Origin of the sequence: Providencia rettgeri, from assembly GCF_041075285.1 — a bacterium.
GTDB classification, from domain to species: Bacteria; Pseudomonadota; Gammaproteobacteria; order Enterobacterales; family Enterobacteriaceae; genus Providencia; species Providencia rettgeri_G.
Window position 1 is genome coordinate 1,094,789 of sequence record NZ_CP163512.1, and the last position, 23,418, is coordinate 1,118,206.

The 23,418-nt window shown below is 39.4% G+C and carries 14 protein-coding genes, 2 tRNA genes and 1 pseudogene; 8 read left to right on the forward strand and 9 right to left on the reverse strand.

Annotation, left to right across the window (positions count from 1 at the left end; genetic code table 11):
• Positions 1–298: 298 nt before the first annotated feature.
• Positions 299–1,639, forward strand: a complete 1,341-nt coding sequence (locus tag AB6N04_RS04930; protein ID WP_369310794.1) for an anaerobic C4-dicarboxylate transporter — start codon at positions 299–301, stop codon at positions 1,637–1,639.
• Between the two features lie 79 nt (positions 1,640–1,718).
• On the opposite strand, the gene yfaE is transcribed toward AB6N04_RS04930, so the two are convergent.
• From yfaE to ubiG, 4 genes are all read right to left on the reverse strand, one after another.
• Positions 1,719–1,982 (reverse strand): class I ribonucleotide reductase maintenance protein YfaE, encoded by a 264-nt coding sequence (gene yfaE / locus AB6N04_RS04935; protein ID WP_369310795.1) that lies wholly within the window; start codon positions 1,980–1,982, stop codon positions 1,719–1,721.
• 2 nt (positions 1,983–1,984) lie between these two features.
• Positions 1,985–3,121, reverse strand: a complete 1,137-nt coding sequence (gene nrdB, locus AB6N04_RS04940) for a class Ia ribonucleoside-diphosphate reductase subunit beta (protein WP_369310796.1) — start codon at positions 3,119–3,121, stop codon at positions 1,985–1,987.
• Positions 3,122–3,132: 11 nt separating this feature from the next.
• Positions 3,133–5,424 carry a class 1a ribonucleoside-diphosphate reductase subunit alpha gene (nrdA, locus tag AB6N04_RS04945; protein ID WP_369310797.1) on the reverse strand — a complete coding sequence of 764 codons (2,292 nt, stop codon included), beginning with the start codon at positions 5,422–5,424 and terminating at the stop codon, positions 3,133–3,135.
• 358 nt (positions 5,425–5,782) lie between these two features.
• Entirely contained in the window at positions 5,783–6,505 is a 723-nt protein-coding gene (gene ubiG / locus AB6N04_RS04950) for a bifunctional 2-polyprenyl-6-hydroxyphenol methylase/3-demethylubiquinol 3-O-methyltransferase UbiG (RefSeq protein ID WP_369310798.1), read from the reverse strand.
• 287 nt (positions 6,506–6,792) lie between these two features.
• Here ubiG and gyrA point away from each other — a divergent pair, with 287 nt between their 5' ends.
• Both gyrA and rcsC read left to right on the forward strand, forming a co-directional pair.
• On the forward strand, positions 6,793–9,393 hold the full coding sequence (gene gyrA / locus AB6N04_RS04955; protein ID WP_369310799.1) for a DNA topoisomerase (ATP-hydrolyzing) subunit A: 2,601 nt from the start codon (positions 6,793–6,795) through the stop codon (positions 9,391–9,393).
• Positions 9,394–9,618: 225 nt separating this feature from the next.
• Complete coding sequence (rcsC, locus tag AB6N04_RS04960) at positions 9,619–12,396, forward strand: two-component system sensor histidine kinase RcsC (protein ID WP_369310800.1); 2,778 nt, start codon at positions 9,619–9,621, stop codon at positions 12,394–12,396.
• Positions 12,397–12,459: 63 nt separating this feature from the next.
• Here rcsC and rcsB read toward each other — a convergent pair whose 3' ends face one another.
• Positions 12,460–13,110 (reverse strand): response regulator transcription factor RcsB, encoded by a 651-nt coding sequence (gene rcsB, locus AB6N04_RS04965; protein WP_004259923.1) that lies wholly within the window; start codon positions 13,108–13,110, stop codon positions 12,460–12,462.
• Position 13,111: 1 nt separating this feature from the next.
• Positions 13,112–15,787 carry a phosphotransferase RcsD gene (gene rcsD, locus AB6N04_RS04970; protein WP_369310801.1) on the reverse strand — a complete coding sequence of 892 codons (2,676 nt, stop codon included), beginning with the start codon at positions 15,785–15,787 and terminating at the stop codon, positions 13,112–13,114.
• A 213-nt stretch (positions 15,788–16,000) separates the two neighbouring features.
• Here rcsD and AB6N04_RS04975 point away from each other — a divergent pair.
• Both AB6N04_RS04975 and AB6N04_RS04980 read left to right on the forward strand, forming a co-directional pair.
• A tRNA-Ser gene (locus tag AB6N04_RS04975) sits at positions 16,001–16,088 on the forward strand.
• Positions 16,089–16,093: 5 nt separating this feature from the next.
• Positions 16,094–16,169, forward strand: a tRNA-Thr gene (locus tag AB6N04_RS04980).
• Between the two features lie 61 nt (positions 16,170–16,230).
• Here the strand turns inward: AB6N04_RS04980 and AB6N04_RS04985 are convergent.
• A pseudogene (locus tag AB6N04_RS04985) lies at positions 16,231–16,425 on the reverse strand (hypothetical protein); the annotation flags it as partial.
• Between the two features lie 158 nt (positions 16,426–16,583).
• On the opposite strand from AB6N04_RS04985, the gene umuD reads away from it, so the two are divergent.
• A complete protein-coding gene (gene umuD, locus AB6N04_RS04990) occupies positions 16,584–16,997 on the forward strand; it encodes a translesion error-prone DNA polymerase V autoproteolytic subunit (RefSeq protein WP_369310802.1) in 414 nt (137 codons plus the stop codon).
• Positions 16,997–18,259, forward strand: a complete 1,263-nt coding sequence (gene umuC, locus AB6N04_RS04995; protein ID WP_369310803.1) for a translesion error-prone DNA polymerase V subunit UmuC — start codon at positions 16,997–16,999, stop codon at positions 18,257–18,259. The genes umuD and umuC overlap by 1 nt, the downstream gene beginning before the upstream one ends.
• Before the next feature lie 935 nt (positions 18,260–19,194).
• On the opposite strand, the gene gltP is transcribed toward umuC, so the two are convergent.
• Positions 19,195–20,502, reverse strand: coding sequence for a glutamate/aspartate:proton symporter GltP (gene gltP / locus AB6N04_RS05000; protein ID WP_369310804.1), 1,308 nt, complete (start codon positions 20,500–20,502; stop codon positions 19,195–19,197).
• A gap of 590 nt (positions 20,503–21,092) precedes the next feature.
• Positions 21,093–21,755, reverse strand: a complete 663-nt coding sequence (locus AB6N04_RS05005; protein ID WP_369310805.1) for a GntR family transcriptional regulator — start codon at positions 21,753–21,755, stop codon at positions 21,093–21,095.
• Positions 21,756–22,171: 416 nt separating this feature from the next.
• Here AB6N04_RS05005 and AB6N04_RS05010 point away from each other — a divergent pair, with 416 nt between their 5' ends.
• Positions 22,172–23,413, forward strand: a complete 1,242-nt coding sequence (locus AB6N04_RS05010) for an NRAMP family divalent metal transporter (protein WP_369310806.1) — start codon at positions 22,172–22,174, stop codon at positions 23,411–23,413.
• Positions 23,414–23,418 lie beyond the last annotated feature (5 nt).

Here is a 23,418-nt window from a genome sequence, read left to right on the forward strand (position 1 = left end):
ATGGGGTGATAATCAATAAAAACAAGGTTAATAAATGAAAGAAAAATGCCGAATAACGCTAACCAAAGGTAAATTTAACTTTGGTTATTTGTTAAAAAAATGGAGGTAATTAATTGATTATAATGGATTATCTGATGGACTAAACAGTATGGCAGTTACTTAAAGTAAATAGTGTGATGAGGGCTCAATAAACACAACAAAAATAAAACTATATTTTTTTTAAAATTATCATAAATCAAATTAATGCTTGAAAATCATTTCGATAATAGGAGGCAAATACATATAAAAGGATGGAACTATGGACTTTATGATTCAACTTGCCATTATCCTTGTTTGCTTGTTTTATGGCGCAAAAAAAGGGGGTATGGCATTAGGGCTTCTCGGTGGGGTTGGTCTTGTTATCTTAGTATTTGGATTTGGACTACCGCCGGGAAAACCACCTGTTGATGTTATGCTTGTGATTATTGCTGTTGTTGCCGCATCAGCAACGTTACAAGCATCAGGTGGTTTGGATGTCATGTTACAAATTGCAGAACGATTACTTCGGAAAAATCCAAAATACATTTCTATTGTGGCACCTTTTGTTACCTGTATATTAACCATTTTGTGTGGTACAGGGCACGTGGTATATACCATTTTACCTATCATCTACGATGCAGCGATTAAAAATAATATACGTCCTGAAAGACCGATGGCAGCGAGTAGTATTGGCGCACAAATGGGGATCATTGCCAGCCCAGTGTCTGTCGCTGTTGTTTCGTTAGTGGCCATGCTTAACGGTGTGACGATTAATGGTAAGTCACTTGAATTTCTTGATTTATTAGCTATTACTATCCCTTCAACCTTAATTGGTATCTTAGCTATCGGTATCTTTAGCTGGTTTAGAGGGAAAGATCTGGATAAAGACCCAGTATTCCAAGAGTTTATTTCTGTCCCTGAAAACCATGACTACGTGTATGGTGACAGTGTGACACTGCTTGATAAAAAGCTACCGAAAATTAACTGGGTAGCAATGTGGATTTTCTTAGCATCTATCGTGGTTGTAGCATTGCTTGGCGCATTCTCAGAGTTAAGGCCTTCAGTGAATGGCAAGCCGCTATCAATGGTGTTAGTTATTCAGATGTTTATGTTGCTGGCGGGTGCGCTCATCATCATTATCTGTAAAACCAATCCAGGGCAAATTTCAAAAAATGAGGTATTCCGTTCAGGGATGATAGCGATCGTGGCGGTGTATGGTATCGCGTGGATGGCTGAAACCATGTTTGGCGCTCATATGGATGAGATTAAAGGTACACTTGGCTCTTTAGTGAAAGACTTCCCATGGGCATATGCGGTTATCTTATTACTGGTATCTAAGTTTGTTAACTCCCAAGCAGCAGCATTAGCCGCAGTGGTACCTATCGCCTTAGGTATTGGTGTTGATCCTGCTTATATTATCGCATCGGCACCAGCGTGTTATGGTTATTATATTTTACCCACTTACCCGAGTGATCTGGCGGCTATTCAATTTGACCGTTCCGGAACTACGCGTATTGGCAAATTTGTAATCAACCATAGCTTTATCTTACCAGGCTTAATTGGTGTCGGTGTCTCCTGTGTGTTTGGTTGGGTATTTGCGGGGCTTTATGGTTATCTATAACAGATAGATTGAACCAATGAAGCTGAAATAAGGTAGAAAAGCGATTGCATCGAAAAAACGGTGCAATCGCTCGTTATAATTAGCTAATTTCAATATCAGTCAGTGGATGACAGCAACAAGGTAAAATTTCCCCGTCCTGTACAAATGCAAGAGGTTTGCGCTTGTAACCGACTTTCCCTCGCAATAATGTCACACGGCATGAGCCGCAATAGCCTTCACGACACTGGTACTCAACAGGAACCCGACTGTCTTCAAGTGCTTCGAGTAAACACGAATGAACTTCAGTGTGGTAGGGGATTTGCACACCCTGCGTTAACCGCAGGGTGATTTTATGACTGGCCATACTTACAGTTCAAAGTCACTCAAATCATCGGTGTTGACTTCAGAGTCAATTTGACCGACTAAATAAGAACTTACTTCAACCTCTTGTGGTGCAACTTGAACGTTATCCGATACTAACCATGCATTAATCCATGGGATTGGGTTTGAACGTGCTTCAAACGGTAGTTTTAGACCAACAGCTTGCATGCGGATATTCGTGATATATTCAACATATTGGCACAGAATATCTTTATTCAGTCCAATCATAGAGCCTTCACTGAACAGGTAATCTGCCCACTCTTTTTCTTGCTCTGCGGCCTGAAGAAACAAGTCATAACATTCTTGCTCGCATTCTGCTGCAATTTCTGCCATTTCAGGATCGTCCTGCCCCGAACGTAACAGGTTCAACATATGTTGAGTACCGGTTAAATGCAGTGCTTCATCACGCGCAATCAACTTGATAATTTTTGCGTTACCTTCCATCAGCTCACGTTCAGCGAAAGCGAATGAACAGGCAAAACTGACATAAAAGCGGATCGCTTCTAGTGCGTTAACACTCATTAAGCACAGATATAACTGCTTTTTCAATGCACGCAGGGAAACGGTAATTTGCTTCCCGTTACAGTTGTGAGTGCCTTCACCAAACATATGATAGTAATTGGTCATTTCGATGAGGTCATCGTAAAAGCCTGAAATATCTTTTGCACGTTTTAAAATTTCTTGATTTTCAACGATATCATCAAAAATAATCGCCGGATCATTCACGATATTACGGATGATATGCGTATATGAACGTGAGTGAATGGTTTCAGAGAACGCCCATGTTTCGACCCATGTTTCCAGCTCAGGAATCGAAATCAGTGGCAGTAGTGCCACGTTAGGGCTGCGACCCTGAATAGAATCAAGCAGCGTTTGATATTTCAGATTACTGATAAAAATATGTTTTTCATGATCAGGCAGCCCATTGTAGTCAATACGGTCGCGAGACACGTCAACTTCTTCAGGACGCCAAAAAAACGACAACTGTTTTTCAATCAGCTTTTCGAAAATAGGGTATTTTTGCTGATCATAGCGTGCCACGTTAACAGGTTGGCCGAAAAACATCGGCTCCTGCATTTGGTCATTTTTCTTCTGTGAAAACGTTGTATATGTATGTGACATAACAATTCCTATTAAATTTTACACGCGCCGCCTTCGCAATCGGAATCTGCTGACTCAACAACTTCTTCCAGATCGCCCTGAACATCTTCCGCACCATCGCGGGTGTTGTGGTAGTAAAGTGTTTTCACACCGAACTTATAGGCGAGCAATAAATCTTTTAGCAATTGGTTCATTGGTACTTTGCCGCTTTCGAAACGAGTTGGGTCATAGTTTGTGTTAGCAGAAATCGATTGGTCGATAAATTTCTGCATAATACCAACGAGTTGCAGGTAGCCGCTATTAGATGGCATTTGCCATAATAGCTCATAAGCACCTTTCAGGTTTTCATAATCAGGTACCACTTGACGCAAGATACCATCTTTCGATGCTTTGATACTGATATAACCGCGTGGTGGTTCAATACCATTCGTTGCGTTAGAAATCTGCGAAGAGGTTTCAGAAGGCATCAAAGCAGACAGTGTTGAGTTACGCAGACCATAAGTCTGAATATCTTTACGCAGTGTTTCCCAATCGTAATGCAGCGGTTCGTTCGTTAACTTATCGAGCTCTTTTTTATAGGTATCGATAGGTAACACACCTTGAGAATAGGTGGTTTCATTGAACCATGGGCAAGCACCTTGCTCTTTCGCTAAATCATTTGACGCTTTTAACAGATAATATTGGATTGCTTCAAAGGTTTTGTGCGTTAGGTTGTTTGCGCTACCGTCAGAATAACGAACACCGTGTTTTGCTAAATAATAGGCGTAGTTAATCACACCAATACCTAATGTACGGCGACCCATAGAGCCTTGTTTTGCCGCAATGATTGGGTAATCTTGGTAGTCAAGTAAGGCATCTAATGCACGGACAGCTAAGATGGCTAACTCTTCCAATTCATCAAGGTTATCAATTGCACCTAAGTTAAATGCAGACAGTGTACATAATGCAATTTCACCTTCTTCGTCATTGATGTTATTCAATGGCTTCGTTGGTAGTGCAATTTCTAAACACAAGTTAGATTGACGGACAGGGGCAACCTGTGGGTCAAATGGGCTATGTGTATTACAGTGGTCAACGTTTTGAATATAGATACGACCAGTTGAAGCACGTTCTTGCATCATTAATGAGAATAATTCAACCGCTTTTACGCTGGATTTACGGATAGCCTCATCTTGTTCATATTGCACATACAGACGTTCAAATTCGTCTTGGTCAGCAAAGAAAGCATCATACAGACCGGGTACATCTGAAGGGCTAAATAAGGTGATGTCTTGGTTTTTAATCAAACGCTCATACATCAATCTATTTAATTGTACACCGTAGTCCATATGGCGAACCCGGTTACCTTCAACGCCGCGATTGTTTTTCAGTACTAACAGACTTTCAACTTCGAGGTGCCAAATTGGGTAGAACAATGTTGCAGCGCCACCACGAACACCACCTTGAGAGCAGGACTTAACCGCTGTTTGGAAGTGTTTGTAGAACGGGATACAACCCGTGTGGAAAGCTTCACCACCACGAATAGGGCTACCTAACGCACGAATGCGGCCCGCATTTACCCCAATTCCAGCACGCTGAGAAACGTATTTAACAATTGCACTTGATGTCGCATTGATAGAATCAAGGCTGTCACCACATTCAATCAGTACACAAGAACTGAATTGGCGAGTTGGTGTACGTACCCCCGCCATAATAGGCGTAGGTAAAGAAATTTTGAATGTTGAAACTGCATCATAGAAACGGCGAATGTAGTCTAGACGGGTTTCTTTTGGGTAATGGGAGAACAGACAAGCCGCCACTAAAATATAGAGGAACTGTGCGCTTTCGTAGATCTCACCCGTAACACGGTTTTGAACTAAATATTTCCCTTCGAGTTGTTTAACGGCTGCGTAAGAGAAATTCATATCACGCCAATGGTCAATAAAACTGTCCATTTGCTCGAACTCTGCTTGGGTGTAGTCTTCCAGCAAATGCTTATCATACTTGCCCATTTCAACAAGGCGCTTTACGTGAGTATACAGTGCTGGCGGCTCGAATTGACCGTATGCTTTTTTACGCAAGTTAAAGATAGCCAGACGCGCAGCTAGGTATTGATAGTCTGGTGTTTCACCAGTAATCAAATCCGCTGCTGCTTTGATCATCGTTTCGTGAATATCAGACGTTCTGATCCCATCATAAAACTGAATCTGAGAACGTAGCTCCACTTGTGAAACAGATACGTTACTTAGGCCTTCCGCGGCCCAGGTTATTACCTTGTGGATTTTATCGAGATCAATGCGTTCTTTATGTCCGTCACGTTTTGTGACTAACAGACTCTGGTTCATGAGTAAGTACACCTTGGTTGAACTACAAATAGTGGGCTGTAAACATAAAAAAGCACATGGTTAAATGCCATGAGACTAGTATTGTTTAGTGTAGCTTCACTACTAGATGTAGTAGTTTATTGAGTAGACAATAACAAGATAATGTTAATATGCGATTTTATCAAGTGAACAAATTCGAAGGTTCTTGTGGATAACTGGTTGGATAAGAAAAGTGATCATGTCGGTAAGCTGCATGGGAAAAGGGACTAATAAAAAAAATGCCCCCGACATGATGACTAAAATAAATTTTGTAAACTTAGATCGTTTGCTGATTTCTTAAACGTACTGCTTGCGATTTATTCTTTTCGTGATTAGTGAACTACTCACTGATTGTATGGAGCATATAGTTCACATCGACATTGGGTCCAAGCCAGAACTTGTCAGTGAGCGGGTTGTAATGTAACCCCGTGATATGCTTATCTTTTAACTGTGTTCCGTCAATCCAACCGATTAATTCAGAAGGGCGAATAAACTTATTGGCATCATGTGTGCCTTTTGGAACCATCTTCATGATGTACTCAGCAGCAACAACGGCCATTAACCACGCTTTTTTGTTACGGTTGATGGTTGAGAAAATGACATGACCTCCTGGCTTAACCAGTTTTGCGCAGGCTTTCACGACAGATTGCGGGTCAGGAACATGTTCCAACATTTCCATACAAGTGACTACATCATAAACTTGAGGATGTTTATCGGCATGTTGTTCAACGGTTTCTTGAACATATTCAACAGGAATACCGGATTCGAGAGAATGTAAACGAGCGACCATTAGTGGGTCAGCCCCCATATCAAGTCCGGTGACTTCTGCACCTTCACGGGCCATGCTTTCAGACAAAATACCGCCACCACAGCCGACATCAAGAATTTTTTTACCAAAAATACCATCGACACGTTGCATGATATAACCAAGGCGCAATGGGTTGATGCGGTGCAATGGGGCAAACTCCCCTTCGAGATCCCACCAACGTGATGCAATGGATTCAAATTTTTGAATTTCTTGTTTATCGACATTCAGGTATGTCGGTGTCTGGGTATCACTCATTGATAAAACTCCTCTTTTAACCCTATGGTCGTTAAATTGCCGTTGACGGTGATACGGATCGGGCGCGACCATAGGTGTCCGTTAACTATTGATGGTCATAATCTAAGCAATAATGCACTTAAGGCAGTTATTAATGAATAATCCCACAAGTTTCGGACACATAAACTTAATTTTCCGCTATTATACATAGCTTGAAAGACAAATACCCGTCTCTTATTTTTATTAAATTGGCGAATTGTGGTATAGTTCTACTCTTTGAATCCGAAGTTATGAGGGACAGTGGTTCCATGAGCGAGATTGCCAGAGAAATCACCCCAGTCAATATCGAAGAAGAGCTGAAAAGTTCGTATTTGGATTATGCAATGTCCGTTATCGTCGGTCGTGCACTTCCAGATGTTCGAGATGGGCTGAAGCCAGTACACCGTAGAGTACTCTTTGCGATGAATGTATTGGGAAATGATTGGAATAAACCCTATAAAAAATCTGCCCGTATAGTCGGGGACGTTATCGGTAAATACCATCCACATGGTGATAGCGCTGTTTACGAGACAATTGTTCGTCTTGCTCAGCCTTTCTCTATGCGTTATATGCTGGTAGACGGTCAGGGGAACTTTGGTTCGGTTGACGGGGACTCCGCAGCCGCAATGCGTTATACGGAAATCCGTATGGCGAAAATTGCCCATGAGTTACTGGCGGATCTTGAAAAAGAGACCGTAGATTTCGTTCCGAACTATGATGGTACAGAGCAAATTCCTGAAGTCATGCCAACGAAAATCCCTAACCTACTGGTTAACGGGTCGTCAGGTATTGCTGTCGGGATGGCAACCAATATTCCGCCTCACAACTTAGGCGAAGTCATTAATGGTTGTCTTGCCTATATAGAAGACGAAGATATTAGTATTGAAGGCTTAATGGAACACATTCCAGGGCCCGACTTTCCAACAGCGGCTATTATAAATGGTCGCCGTGGTATCATTGACGCTTATAGAACAGGCCGTGGTAAGGTGTATATCCGCGCCAGAGCTGAAGTTGAAGTCGATGAAAAAAGTGGTCGTGAAACCATTATTGTCAGCGAAATTCCTTATCAGGTAAACAAAGCACGCTTGATTGAAAAAATCGCTGAATTGGTCAAAGAGAAACGCGTTGAAGGTATCAGTGCACTGCGTGACGAGTCTGATAAAGACGGTATGCGCATTGTGATTGAAGTAAAACGTGATGCGGTGGGTGAAGTTGTATTGAACAACTTATATTCATTGACTCAACTGCAAGTGTCTTTCGGTATCAATATGGTCGCTTTACATCAAGGGCAACCAAAAATATTAAACCTGAAAGATATTATTGCGGCCTTCGTCCGTCATCGCCGTGAAGTGGTCACACGCCGTACGATTTTCGAACTGCGTAAAGCACGAGAGCGCGCACATATCCTTGAAGCGTTGGCGATTGCATTAGCGAACATTGACCCAATTATTGAATTAATCCGTAAAGCGCCAACGCCAGCTGAAGCAAAAGCTGGGCTGATAGCGCGCTCTTGGGATTTGGGTAACGTGGCTGCAATGCTTGAACGTGCAGGTGATGATGCTGCGCGTCCTGAGTGGCTTGAAGCGCAATTTGGTGTTCATGATGGGCAATACTTCCTGACGGAACAACAAGCACAAGCCATCCTTGATCTACGTCTGCAAAAATTAACGGGTCTTGAGCACGAGAAATTATTAGAAGAGTATCGTGAGCTGTTAGTGCAAATTGAAGCACTACTATTTATCTTAAGAAGCCCTGAACGCTTAATGGAAGTGATCCGCGAAGAATTAGAAATTATTCGTGACACATACAATGATAAGCGCCGCACTGAAATTACTGAAAACACGGCTGACATCAACATTGAAGATCTTATCAATCAAGAAGATGTTGTGGTTACCTTGTCCCATCAAGGCTATGTGAAATATCAGCCTCTGACGGATTACGAAGCACAACGCCGTGGCGGTAAAGGTAAATCAGCAGCACGTACGAAAGATGAAGACTTTATTGAGCGCTTATTAGTCGCCAATACCCACGACACCATTTTGTGCTTCTCAAGCCGTGGTCGTTTATATTGGATGAAAGTGTATCAATTGCCTGAAGCAAGCCGTGGTGCACGTGGTCGCCCTATTGTTAACTTACTGCCACTGGAGCAAGACGAGCGTATTACAGCTATCTTACCTGTGCGTGAGTACGAAGAGGGTTACACCGTCTTTATGGCAACCGCAAGTGGTACTGTCAAGAAAACGCCTCTGCAAGATTTCAGCCGTCCAAGAAGTGCCGGTATTATTGCTGTAAACCTCAACGATGGTGATGAACTGATTGGTGTTGATTTAACTAACGGTTCTAATGAAGTTATGCTGTTCTCAGCACAAGGTAAAGTCGTTCGTTTCTCCGAAGATGCTGTGCGTCCAATGGGGCGTACTGCAACCGGTGTGCGTGGTATTAAATTAATGGATGACGATAAAGTTGTTTCTTTAATTATTCCACGTGGTGAAGGGCACATCTTAACCGTGACTGAAAATGGTTATGGTAAGCGTACTGAAGAAGCGGAATATCCGACGAAATCTCGTGCAACTCAAGGGGTTATCTCCATTAAAGTGAGTGAGCGTAACGGGAATGTTGTTGGTGCAATTCAAGTTGATGCTACAGACCAAATCATGATGATCACGGATGCGGGGACCTTAGTGCGTACACGTGTTTCTGAGGTTAGTGTGGTTGGTCGTAATACTCAAGGTGTTACCTTGATTAGAACAGCGGAAAACGAAAAAGTGGTTGGTTTGCAGCGTGTTGCTGAAACTGAAGATGATGAAAGTGCAGATGAAAGCCAAGAAGTCAATGGTGCAGATGATGCAAACATCAATGAACAAGAATAACCAACACATTTAGTCGGCATAACGGGCAGCACATAAATGGCTGCCCGTTTTATTTCTCTTTGGTCATTCCGTTTTATTCCTTTTCATGTTTATCGTTTTTTAATATTGTAATTGAGTATAATTAGTCATTGTGATAGCGCATAATTAGGAAGGCACTTGAGATATTTACCCTCATTTAAAACATCACTAAGATGATCTCGGGATCTGTTTCGTATCCTCGGCTTGATGTTGTGGGGAATGGGTGCCTTTATTACGTTATTTTTCCTCTATACCCAATTTAACGAATACAAATCTGATATTCGTCAGCAATTCCATTCTGGTTTTGAAAGCTTACAGTCTTATATTCAACAAACGGGTGAAACGCTACAAGCGATCCAAATAATGACTGAGCAACATCGAATTAAATTGGATGCCTATAAAAAGGTACGTGGCAGTGAACCTGAATTGCTGTCATCACTAGGAGGAGCAACGTATTCTTTTTATAAGCTAACGTTGAATTCTGACTGTGATTATTTTCAATATCGTTCTGAGCGATATTTACATGCTTTTGAACAATTGAATTATTTTTGGCGGGATAGTATTGCTGCGCCTCAAGGATTAAACCATGTTTTTTTAATTGGATCTCAAAGTTATTGTTTAGTGGATTATCCTATTCGTTCAACAGTTTCTGATATTGAAGTCCTCAAAAAAGTTGGTTATGAAAGTGCGCGCTCTTACCAAAGTCTGCGGTTACAAGGTAAAGAACGTAATATCTATACGATTGTCCATGGTGCTCAGCCTGATAATGGCCAGATTTATTTGGTTCAACCGATAGAAAACTCGGGCGTTCTAACCGGGTTTATTGGTATTGAACGTGCAATAAACTTAAATCAATTTAATATCAGCAAAGAAAAATCCATCGAAATTATGGTGGTGAATTCCCATAACCAACCTGTTTTATACTCGCTAGCAGAGGCGAATCCCAAAAGTTCAGCATTGTTGACGATCACGGAACCTTCATTTTTTGGTTTTAATTCAGATTATTCAAAACTGATTTTTAAAAAACGTATATTACCTGCTCAAGTAACGGTTTTCTTTTCAATTTCGACGTCTGAGATTTTATCTAACCTTGAAAGCACGATATTTTACGGTGCAATGCTAAATATTTTTACAGCAGTCTTACTGTTTTTCTTGATTTGGTTACTTGAAAGAAAAATGTTAGAACCTGCGGCAAATACGGCTATCCGTTTGGAAGAGCATGAACAGTTTAATCATAAAATTGTGGCATCAGCACCTGTTGGGATCATTATTTTAAGGTTAACAGACGGTGGAAATATACTCAGTAATGAACTTGCACATGATTATTTTAGATTGCTAAATGATGATGATAAACAGCGAGTTTTGACGATTATTCGTCAAAAAACAGGTAATTACATTGATGTCGTCACGACGAATGGAACGCATCTACAAATTAGTTTCGTGAATTCACGTTATCAAAATGAAGATGTTGCGATTTGCGTACTGATAGATATCAGTATTCGCGTACAAATGGAAAAATCCTTACAAGATGTCGCTGATGCTGCGGAGCAAGCTAACCATGCTAAGTCCATGTTCCTCGCGACAGTAAGTCATGAATTACGAACACCATTGTATGGCATTATTGGGAATATTGAATTACTTCAGCGTTACGAGTTATCAGAAAAAGCGATGCGTTTAGTCTCCACGATGGATAATTCATCAGCCTTACTGTTACAAATTATTAGCGATATTTTAGACTTTTCAAAAATTGAGTCTAAGCAACTGAAAATTGAAAATAAGCTTTTCAACTGCCGCGAAGTTTTTGCATATGTTTTGGCAAATTACTTACCGCTGGTGGCGAAAAAAAGAATTTCATTGTACTCCTATATTGAACCCGACATACCTGACTTAATTTTGAATGATGCTGTTCGTTTACAGCAAGTCGTTTCGAATATTGTTAATAATAGTATAAAATTCACTCATTCTGGCTTCGTCTTGCTCTACGTTTGGAAAGATCATAATTATTTAAAAATTGAGATCCGTGATTCAGGAATTGGGATGACTCAAGCAGTTGTTATGCAGTTGTTTGATCCATTTTTCCAAGTTTATGACCAAAACAATATGGGGCATAAAGGGACTGGGTTAGGTTTGGCAATTTGCGAAAAGCTGATAAACCTGATGGATGGCGATATCGAAGTGAATTCTCAGCATGGTCTTGGAAGCTCTTTTGTCATACGCATTCCATTATATGGCCAAGAATATATACAAAAAAATGTACCTGAATATCGAGCGAATTACCAAATAGCGATATTGTGTAAAAACGAATTTTTGATGAATTTCTTATCACGTTTACTGAAGCATGCTGAATTTTCAGTCGTAGCGGGGAATGATGTCGACACGAACAGCGCGTATGACTTACTTATCACGGATTATACTGATAAAGATGGAGCACCGCGTAGTCGCTTTAACATCAAACTTTCTAGTTTTTACGCAGGGGAATTTTACGAGGCTCAACCAAACGAGTGGGTTTATAATACATATCAACTAGATAAATTGCCTATTTTGATCGATAAATGGCTTGTTAAAGTTGCTGAGGAAAATACAAAAGATCAAAACAATCATGAGCTTATTGAAGCCGATTGTCGGTTAAGTGAATATCATGTTTTGATTGTTGATGATCATCCTATTAATCGCATGTTACTTAGTGAGCAACTTGCTAACATTGGGTTTAGCACTGCGACAGCAGTAGATGGGATTGACGCACTTAAATATCTGAAAAACAACCATGCGGATATAGTGTTATCGGATGTTAATATGCCAAACATGGATGGTTATCAATTGGCTCGAGAGCTACGGCGCCTTGGTGAAACATTGCCTATTATTGCACTGACTGCTAATGCAATGGCGGAGGAAAAACAACGTTGTATTGATGCAGGAATGAATGATTGTCTATCCAAGCCAACAACAATCACTATTTTACGCGAAACACTTATTCGATTTTGCTAATGCAAAGAATTAAAAATAAAAACCCGTAACCGGGTTTTTATCGTTTAGGTAGGGTGATAAGCCTTACTCAGAAGGCGAATTATCAATACTCACGGATGAGAGATAATTGAGCAGTGCAATATCATTTTCTACACCTAGCTTTAGCATTGCAGATTTTTTCTGGCTACTGATTGTTTTGATGCTGCGATTCAATTTTTTAGCAATTTCAGTGACCAAAAAACCTTCTGCAAACAGGCGTAAAACCTCACTTTCTTTTGGTGATAAACGTTTATCGCCATAACCGCTAGCATTCACTTTTTCGAGTAGTTTACTGACGCTTTCAGGTGTGAATTTTTTGCCTTTTTGTAATGCTGCAAGGGCTTTTGGTAAATCTGCTGGTGCGCCTTGTTTTAAAACAATGCCCTCAATATCCAGCTCAAGAATAGCACTCAAGATAGCTGGATTATTGTTCATGGTTAGAACAATAATTGAAAGATCTGGATAGTGGCGTTTAATGTATTTGATTAGTGTAATACCATCACCATACTTATCACCAGGCATAGATAAATCAGTAACTAGAACGTCAGCATTTAAACGCGCTAAGTTATTAATCAAAGAGGTCGAATCCTCAAACTCGCCTACGATATTCACCCATTCGATCTGCTCGAGTGACTTCCGGATACCGAAAAGAACAATAGGGTGATCATCGGCAACAATGACATTTAGGTTATTCATATTATTGGTTACCTTCTGGCATTAGTTTTTTGACGGAATTATCCAGGTCTCTAATGCAATTTCTTATTTCAAGTCCGTTTTCATCTGCTATGTAACGCTCTAAGTCCTCACAAAGTTTATGAAGAACTGTAAATTCGAGCATAGCAAAAACTCCTTTTAAACGATGTGCAGTGTTTTTCAATTCGGCTAAATCCTCAACACTTTCACTATTATACAGTTTATTAATATCTATCGGTACTGTTGTGACAAACAAATCTCGATAGCCACTTTGCGCTAACGCTGATTGATATGCAGTAATCGCGTTTTCCGTGTCAGTTAAAAACTCCTCAGAGGGGGTAATAGCATCAATATTACTGTCATGAGTATTGGCATTTTCAATGAGCAATGAAATGGCAGCAATAAGTTCATCAGCGAAATTGTAGTTTGCCTCAACATAATTCTGATTAACGACATTGACTGAAGTGACGCTTCCATCAACTTTAACCGTATATTCAAACACCTCATCATCGTTATCTGTAATTAACAAATCCCAATCAGGTTGGGCTGAACTCTCACTTAAATCAAGATACTCAGCACCATAATTTGACAACGTATTTCTTACTATCCGAGAGATATCTGCGTTATGAATATTTAAGCGCACGTAGACATCTTCCAGTAACGCAGGGTATTCATGCACAATAGTTGCATTAATGGCGGGTAGTGACACTTCATAATGTGTTCCAATCGCATCACTTGAGTGAATTGAAAGTGTGCCGTTCATCTTTTTTGCCAATAATTTGCATAAATACAACGTCATTCCTGAGCGAGTGAACTGAGAGGGTTTAACCGTTTGTGCCGTAAATGGATTCTGCAAATTACTCAGTTCTTGGTTATTCAGACCTGTGCCACTGTCTCTAACATGAAGCGAGATAATATGTTTATCAGCATCATAAGATAGCGTGAAAGCGATTTTTCCAAAAGAGGTCGTGACAAGAGAATATTCCCAAATTAGTTGTAAAAGATTTTGTAAATAAATTGGGTTTGCTTCAATCAGTGACTCTGGGTTTATATTGTTATGGAAATAGAGTGACAGACCTTTGTTATTGATTTTATTTAGGTTATTTTTAAGAAAATGATTAACTAACTGACCAATAGGGATCGCTTCTGGCTTGAGTGAGACTTTTTGTGACTCTAATTGGCTAATTAGCTCAAGATTATTAAACCAAGAATGAATAGCAACTAATTGGTTTTCAATCTCTTGAAGTATAGGGCGCTCAATCGTATTAGCAGATTGTATTAACTGTGAAAATTGCTTATCAATAGCGGATAGGGCTGGCAAAATTTCTCGGCACATGTTCTCAAATACAACTTTGCGCATTTGAATATTTTTTTGGTACTCTCGTGTTGCAAGCTCTTGGCGCTTTTGTGTCAGGATCTCCTTGTCTCTATCCATAATAATAAAGAGTGCGGTATTTGGCATTGTATTGCTTTCCACTAGCACGACTTCGTAGATATTATTTTCAATAGAAACTTGAATAAAATCATGGCTATCCATGGCCATTTCTTTTATATGGACTAAATCCATTGAGGGTAACAGTTGGTTGGCAAGTTGATTACTGAGGATTTCAGTATTGGTATTAAAGTCGTAAACTAAGATCCCATAGGATATATGGCTGATGATATCGTTATTCAGCGATTCTTTAAACTGAAGTTCTTCCAGCATAGATGTGTTCGGCGAAATCAAACGTTTACGCAGGAAAATTAACGTCAATATTGCTAAGGCAATCATCACTATCATGCAACTAATTAGCCAAAAATTATAGCTGATGATATTAAAAATGATTGTTTTTAATGAAATATGGTAATAAAGCTGATAGGCGCTACCATCTATTGGTTGGGAAAATATAAGCTTTGTTCCCATCAGCTTTGTATGCCCTTCAGCGCTTATTGTGCCGGCAGGTCGTGAATTAATAGTGAAAAAATCGCCATTTAATGAAGCCGGAATTAATGAATTCATTGATATGTCAAATGAGATAACACTAGTTAACTGCCCTGGGGAATTAAACATGAGCCGATATGTATAGTAATACACATTTTCAGGGGATAATTTTTGCACATTAGAGATAATTTCGCGCCGGTCAAGTAAGGTGGATTGCGCTAACATATCTGCGCGTTTTTCTTCAGCCGTGAGTGTTAAATAGCTTTCTTTAAAACGAAGTTCAGGTTTCAAAATTGAGTGGGTAGTCACCAGCACCAAAGTATTATCTAACCCATTGAGATAATACATGGAGTTATATTCATTTCTGGCCCCCCAAACAATTTCCATATAATTTGCCAATTTAATCGCCAGCTCGTTACTGGTGCCTTTGCTTGGGCCGAATACAATAGCATCTAGCGTCTGGTTTGCGCTGGTTAACCAATAGATGTCATGCCGCATTTCCATTGCAGAGAGAGTGTTATTTGTAGGAGGAGGGGATTTATCATTAGCAAGCTTATATATATGGTTTGCTTGATAACGGTAATCTTCTATTTGATAAGCTAATCGTGAGGCCATACTGTGAAGTGCAGTTTGGCGGCTTTTTACCCATTCCTGATAGTAGTTAAAAAGTGATAATGAAAGTATCACAATCAACAATACAATAAACGTCGCAAAAATGCGTGAAAGGACATTTGGTTTTAATAATGTTTGTCTGTACATACTCGAGCACGCGATCCCATCGGCAAATTTATTATTAGATTAAAAATCATACGCCTAGAGTAATAGTAGACTCCGATTTTGCACAGATATTATCATTTTTCTTGGTAAAAAGAGAACAATTGAGTGAAGATTAGCCAAACGAATTAAAAAAAGCAATTTTTTTACTTTCAGGGGTAGACAAGGGGACGGGATTCCTCCATAATCGCGCCCCATGGAGAGATGGCCGAGCGGTCGAAGGCAGCGGTCTTGAAAACCGCCGATGGGTAACCATCCTAGAGTTCGAATCTCTATCTCTCCGCCAAATTCGCCGGCTTAGCTCAGTTGGTAGAGCAACTGACTTGTAATCAGTAGGTCACCAGTTCGACTCCGGTAGCCGGCACCAAATAAGAACCCGTTACATTTCATCGATGTAGCGGGTTTTTTCTTTTTATTTGTGCGCATAATTACAATGCTCTAAGTCGTGGTTGTGCCATGTTTGTGTCATCGTGTGACACTAGCTCGTCGATCTTCATAGCGTGTTCAGTTAGATGATTCGGTGCTAAATGAGCATACCTTCTCACCATTTCTATGGATTCCCATCCTCCCATTTCTTGACGTGTAGATAATCGAATACTGGACTGAACAAGCTTTGTACTTGAAGATTGACTCCGTAAGCAATGGATGAAAGTACGGGAAAGAAAAGGCAAAAATTAGTCATCATTGTCTATACATACCGTGTTTTGATTTTAAAAAATCATCTTTACAACTAAAACGCTTGGAATATACTGTATATAAATACAGTTATTTTTGGTGTGCTATGAAGCTAGAGTTTATCGATTCTGAGTCAATTCTTAATATTCCGTTATTTCTTGATAGGGTTCCTGCAGGTTTTCCATCGCCAGCGGCTGACTATATGGAGGAGAGGATAAACCTCAATAGTACGTTGATTAAGCACCCTGACAGCACCTATATGTTACGGGTCGAAGGCAATTCGATGGTTGATGCGAATATCAATGATGGTGATGTTGTTATTGTTGATAGCGCACTGGCAGCAAAAGATGGGGATATTGTGATCGCTAGCGTTGATGGTGAGTTTACTGTTAAGAGGCTGAAGTCTCATCCACCGATGTTGATGCCGATGAATCCTGATTTTCAGCCTATACCGATAGGTGATGCACAGGATTTGCAGATATTTGGCGTGGTCACATACATAATTCACAAGGCGCAGTAATGTTTGCCTTGGTTGATGTTAATTCGTTTTATGCAAGCTGCGAGAAAGTCTTCAGACCAGATTTGGCTGGAAAGCCAGTAATCGTCCTGAGCAACAATGATGGCTGTGTAATTGCCCGCTCAGCGGAAGCAAAAAAACTCGGTATAAAAATGGGGGAGCTCTACTATGAGCGACAAAATTATTACCGACAAAATAACATTAACATTTTTAGCTCTAACTATGCGTTATATGCTGATATGAGCAATAGAGTGATGTCCCTGCTATCGATGTATGCTCCGCGCTTAGAGATATATTCGATTGATGAAGCATTTCTTGATTTCACTGGCATGACTCATACATTTAATCTAGAAGATTACGGGCGAGAAATTCAATCAACAATATTGCAGCGAACTCATTTGCCCGCTGGGGTGGGAATAGGCTCAACAAAAACGCTAGCTAAGATTGCTAATTATGCGGCTAAGACATGGAAGAAAACTGGAGGGGTCGTTGAGCTATCCGATAGCAATAGGCAAAAAAAACTACTGTCACTTATTCCAATAGAAGAGGTTTGGGGTATAGGACAAAGAATATCTGCTAAATTAAAAATTATGGGCATTTATACCGCGCTAGATTTGGCTAATGCATCAGTACCCACAATACGTAAAATGTTTGGCGTAACGTTAGAAAGAACGCTCAGGGAATTAAACGGTGAACCTTGTATTGAGCTTGAAGAAGTTCGAAAGGTTAAGCAGCAAATATTATGCTCTCGTTCTTTCGGTAAGAAGGTTTTAGATATTGAAACCATGCGCAAGGCTGTTTGTGACTATGCAGAGCGTGCAACTGAGAAGTTACGTGAAGAAAAGCAAAGATGTCGGGTCATTGGTCTATTTATCCAAACCAGTAGGCATGCATCTGGAGAAGATTATGCTAATAGTGTCAGTATCAAGCTTGAATACCCAAGCAGCGACACGCGAGACATCATTAATGCTGCCATGCGTGGGCTAGATACTATCTGGAGGGACGGGTATCGTTACTATAAAGCAGGAATAATATTGTCCGACTTCACAAATTCAGATATTACTCAGTTCGATATGTTTTCGACTCAGAAGCCATTTAAAAACAGTGATGAACTGATGAAAACACTAGACACTATAAATAATAGTGGTCTAGGTAAAGTTTGGTTTGCTGCGAAAGGCGGCGACAGTGGATATCAAATGAAACGTGAGATGTTGTCGCCAGTGTACACGACAAATTTTGATGAGTTGCCTGTGGTGAGGCTGTAAACTGTGATCAAATTGCTAATTAAATAGCCGACCAAAGGACGGGCTTATAACCTATTAAGTAGATATCATTATATATGCATACAGTAGTTTGATGATGTTTTGTTTTTTCAATTGGCGCATTTATAACTCATTAACTTACTTTCTAGAGCAAAAGCAAACCTGTAAAGGATATCTATTTATTTAAAAAAATAGCCCCTGGTGTTGGGGCTTAAAAGGGATGGTACTACTAGGATTAACTCATGGAGTTAGTTATACGCGATTGAGCGTCATTTTTTGCAAGTAATAGTTAAAATTAAATTAAGTTTTGTAAAGTAGTGAAAGATAAAAGAAAATCTTGCTATTGTTAGCATTATTATTGACCATTACTTAGTGTTATGATTGGTAGGGCGGGAATATTGCGATATACGTATAGTGAAAATATTGTTTTATTAGGCACTAAAATAGATATTAATAATCAGATGAAACAGTTTTATTTTATGTGAATTTACTTACCTCGTATTAAATAAATAAAAGCCCCGTGGTTAACGAGGCTTTTTTGTTAGAACCAGCTGTGTAGCATAAAGTATGATAATGAAAATACAAAAATGACCATTAGGTGTTGAAGCACCTTTAAAAACAAAAGAAATCTTCTTATTTGATTCATTGTTTCCTGCTTAGACTAACAAAATAAACATAAAGCTTTATATATCTATTACAGCGTAGTTAAGATATCAAGAAACGTCCAATGGCTAAAAGTAAATTTTTATAAAATGTGAAATAGAATAAAAAATAAGTGTTTTTAACTAGTCTTTGAGAGGTGAAAATATATCAGATAAAAATGATTAAAAATAATGGCAGAAAGATAAAAATTCTGGCTGCATATTTTATTGCTATAATAAAATACCCCCTTTAAACGAATAAAGAGGGTATTAATGAGAGGGCTAATTTAATAACAATTAAAAGGTTTTTTCGTATTCACGTGCTTTTTTAATATCGTAATTATGCTCCCATTTAGCGATAATCAGCGCTGCTAATGCATTGCCAACAACATTAAGAGCTGTACGTGCCATATCTAAAATACGGTCTACACCGGCGATGAATGCGAGACCTTCTAATGGGATACCAACGCTTCCCAATGTTGCAAGTAACACCACGAACGATACGCCAGGAACACCTGCAATTCCCTTTGATGTGATCATTAGGGTAAATACTAATATCAGTTCTTGGCCAATTGAAAGTTCAATACCGTACAGTTGCGCAATAAAAATTGCGGCAATACTTTGGTATAAGGTCGAACCATCTAAGTTAAATGAATAACCGATCGGAATAACAAAACTGGTAACGGACTTGGGTGCCCCATATTTTTCCATTTTGTCCATAATACGAGGAAGTACCGTTTCAGAACTTGCTGTGGAATAAGCTAACAATAACTCATCTTTTAATATTTTCATTAAGGTAAAGATATTAATTTTACAATAGCGCGCAACAAGCCCTAATATCACTACGGCAAAGAAAATAATTGCACAGTGCACAAGAATAACAAGTTTCAGTAAAGGAACTAATGATGAGAATCCAAAATTTGCAACGGTAACTGAGATCAATGCGAATACCCCGATAGGCGCATACATCATGATCATATTAGTGACACGAAACATGGTTTCAGAGAATGTTTGCAATACGTCTAATAAGGGCTGTTTTTTCTCAGTGGGTAAGGATGACAATCCTAAACCAAAAATAACAGCAAAGAAGATCACTGGAAGCATGTCACCACTTGCCATTGCAGCAAAAATATTACTTGGCACTAAAGTGAGAATGGTATTAATGATCCCCGAGGGATGACTTTCCACTTCTTGCGTCGTTTTTTCGTATTGAGAAATATCGACTTGGGTGAGCTGAGACATATCAATACCCACACCCGGCTGAAATATATTGGCAAAAGAGATACCAACAATAATCGCAATAGTCGTAATGATTTCAAAATAGAGAATGGTTTTAAATCCGAGAGAGCCTAGCTGTTTTGTGTTCCCGACCCCCGCAATACCCACAATTAACGTCGAAATTACAATAGGAACAACGATCATCTTGATCAATTGAATAAATATTTTACCCGCTGGAGAAAGGATATTAAGAATCAGCCAATCTTTGTACTCTGTATTGTCATGCAAAAGTGCACCAGCAACAACACCTAAAATAAGAGCAACCAAAATTTGCCATCCTAAGCCAAATTTAAAGGGCTTCTTATTAGTCACTTGGTTTAATGTCATAATGTGATCTCATTTTATATTAATAATTTTTATGTATGCTTTTTTATTATCACAAATTTTATAGCGAATATTCGAGAAAACTACAACTATTAACTCGATTTATTTGAGTAATTTCAGTGGGTAATTTATATCAAATCGTTACATTTGTGAGTTTTTGTGTCAGTATGTTGCTAATTTGTAATGGCTTATGGTTTGATGTGAATTCTTATGTCGTGGGAAAGTCAATTTTTTTATTACATTAAAAAAATGATAGTGTTTTATTCTGGTGAAAATATTGTTTCAAAGGTGTTATTTTGATGGGGATAAAACTAAATTAGATAAAAAAGCAAACAAAAGTACTTTTTTTATTACTTAGCGATATAAATGAAATATTAAAATTAAAAAAAAACAATGGGTGTATTTAACAATGGTGGAGTTTCCCGCGATATAAATTTAAGTCTGCACTATGGTGAAATCAGTAAAAAATTTGATTATGGGGATAACATGATTCACTCAAATTTTTGTGATGTGAAGCTAGCTGCTACTAGCTGAGAAATTGAATATGAGTGAATAGGAGAAAAAAGAAATAGAGGGGTAAATAAAGGAGGAGGTTAAGATGGTATTTGGCTACGTTTATAAGCCGCTAATAACGTTCGTTCAGATAAATCAAGGTAACTGCGCAAAGCATTTGCAGCTTCAAGATTATGACCTTTATCCAGCAGTTCCAGTATAAATTGGTTTTTATCGATATAAGGTGCATATAAAATTTTGGGGTCATTGAGGTGCCCAAAAGCGAGCCGTAACTCAGCAGACACATTACGATATAGCCTAATTAGCCGATCGCTGTCAGATAATTCAACAATTGCCGTATGGAATTTCATATTGGCCGTACCAACACCTATCCAATTTTCGACTCTCTCATGCTTGCGCGCATCACAAACAGCATCTTTCATTTTTTGCACTGCGGGGTGTAATGGGTAGGCGTGCTCCAACGCATGACATTCAATGAGCCGCCGAACTTGATAGATGTCAATAATTGCAGCCATATCCGGGATAGAAACAAAAACGCCCTTATTTGGTGCATAAGTGAGCAAGCCTTCTTGGGTTAATACACGAAAAACCTCACGCAGTGTATTACGTGATATATCCAGTTCGTCACTTAGCGCTGCTTCAGATAAACGCTGTCCGGGAGTGATTTCTCCGACGGTAATTTTAGAACGGATAACCTCCGCAATCGTGACTGACAATGTTTGGGCCACAGGCGTTTTTTTCATAAAAAAGCGAACTTTGAATTAAGTAAAAGATAAAACCGCTATATTCACATATTCAAGTTTAAGCAGCAAGTTTCCTTTCAAAAACATCAAGGTGCACATATAAATTTGCACCTATATAGTGAAAATAGCTTGAATTGCACAGAATTAGTGCAGGCTAGTTAACGTTATTGCTTATTTTTGACTTTAATTGTTAAAAAAGTGATCACGTCTTGATTTTTAAATCACCGATAACGATTTTTATTGATTGTTTATTCGCCATCCCCTACTAATTGTTCAACAATGTGTTAAAAATGAATTAACAATCTATCTAACAAGTAGAACAATGGCACGATAATTGCCTGATGATAATTGCAATAACAACAGCGACAACGACACACATAAATAATTAAAACGATAACACATAGAGGAGTATGTATATGGCAGCTCAAGAAAGCGCACCAAGCACTGCTGAGTATGTGAAAAGCCGTCGTTCATCATTAATAGGTGCCATTTTTCTGATGGCGACTTCTGCGATTGGGCCTGGGTTTATCACCCAAACTGCAACATTTACTGTCACATTAGGCGCAGCTTTTGCTTTTGGTATTTTAGCGTCAATCGTGATTGATTTTATTGTGCAGCAAAATATTTGGCGGGTCGTGACATTAACAAAAATGCATTCATCTCAAATAGCGAATGCAACTATCCCAGGAAGTGGCTACGTGTTAGCGGTATTAGTCATTTTTGGGGGGCTAGTTTTCAATATTGGAAACATTGCTGGGGCGGGACTCGGGTTAAATGCGCTTGTCGGTCTTGATCCAAAATGGGGCGGTTTGATAAGTGCCTTACTCGCCATTTATATTTTTTCATCACGTAAAGCCAGTACCTTTATTGATAGGCTCATTATTGGACTCGGTATCGTGATGATTGGTTTAACATTGTTTGTTGCCATTGTGTCGGATCCCCCTGTTGGTGAAGCGTTACGTCAAAGTGTTTTACCCGATACTGTTGATTTTGCGATGATCACGACAATTGTTGGTGGTACGGTCGGGGGCTATATCTGTTATGCGGGCGCACACCGATTACTCGATAGAGGTACGGTAGGTATTGAGAATATTCATGTGGTATCCAGTGCGGCAACAAAAGGAATATTGGTCGTTGGTTTAATGCGTTATGTTTTATTCCTGGCGATTTTAGGCGTTGTTGCAAGTGGAGTCACAATTGATATTTCCGGGCAAGCGGCTAATCCTGCTTCACAAGCCTTCCAAGCCGCTGCGGGTAATTTTGGTTTACGTATTTTTGGATTGATCTTATGGGCTGCTGCATTAACGAGTGTTATTGGTGCGGCTTATACGTCGATGAGCTTTTTAACTGCGTTCAAAGCCACAATTTCTGAAAGGCAACGGAACATTGCAACTATCATATTTATTGCAGTTTCTCTGGTTGTGTATTTATTGATGGGAACCGCCCCTGCGGCATTACTGGTTTTTGCTGGTGGATTTAATGGCTTAATCTTACCGATTGGTTTAACACTGTTTGTTTATATTGGCTGGAAACGTGCCGATTTGATGTCAGGGTATCATTATCCACGTTGGTTATTATGGTCTGGCGTGGCGACTTGCGCATTAACTTGGTATATGGGGGCGATGTCCGTTACTGCCATCTTTAATTATCTTAAATAACCCTT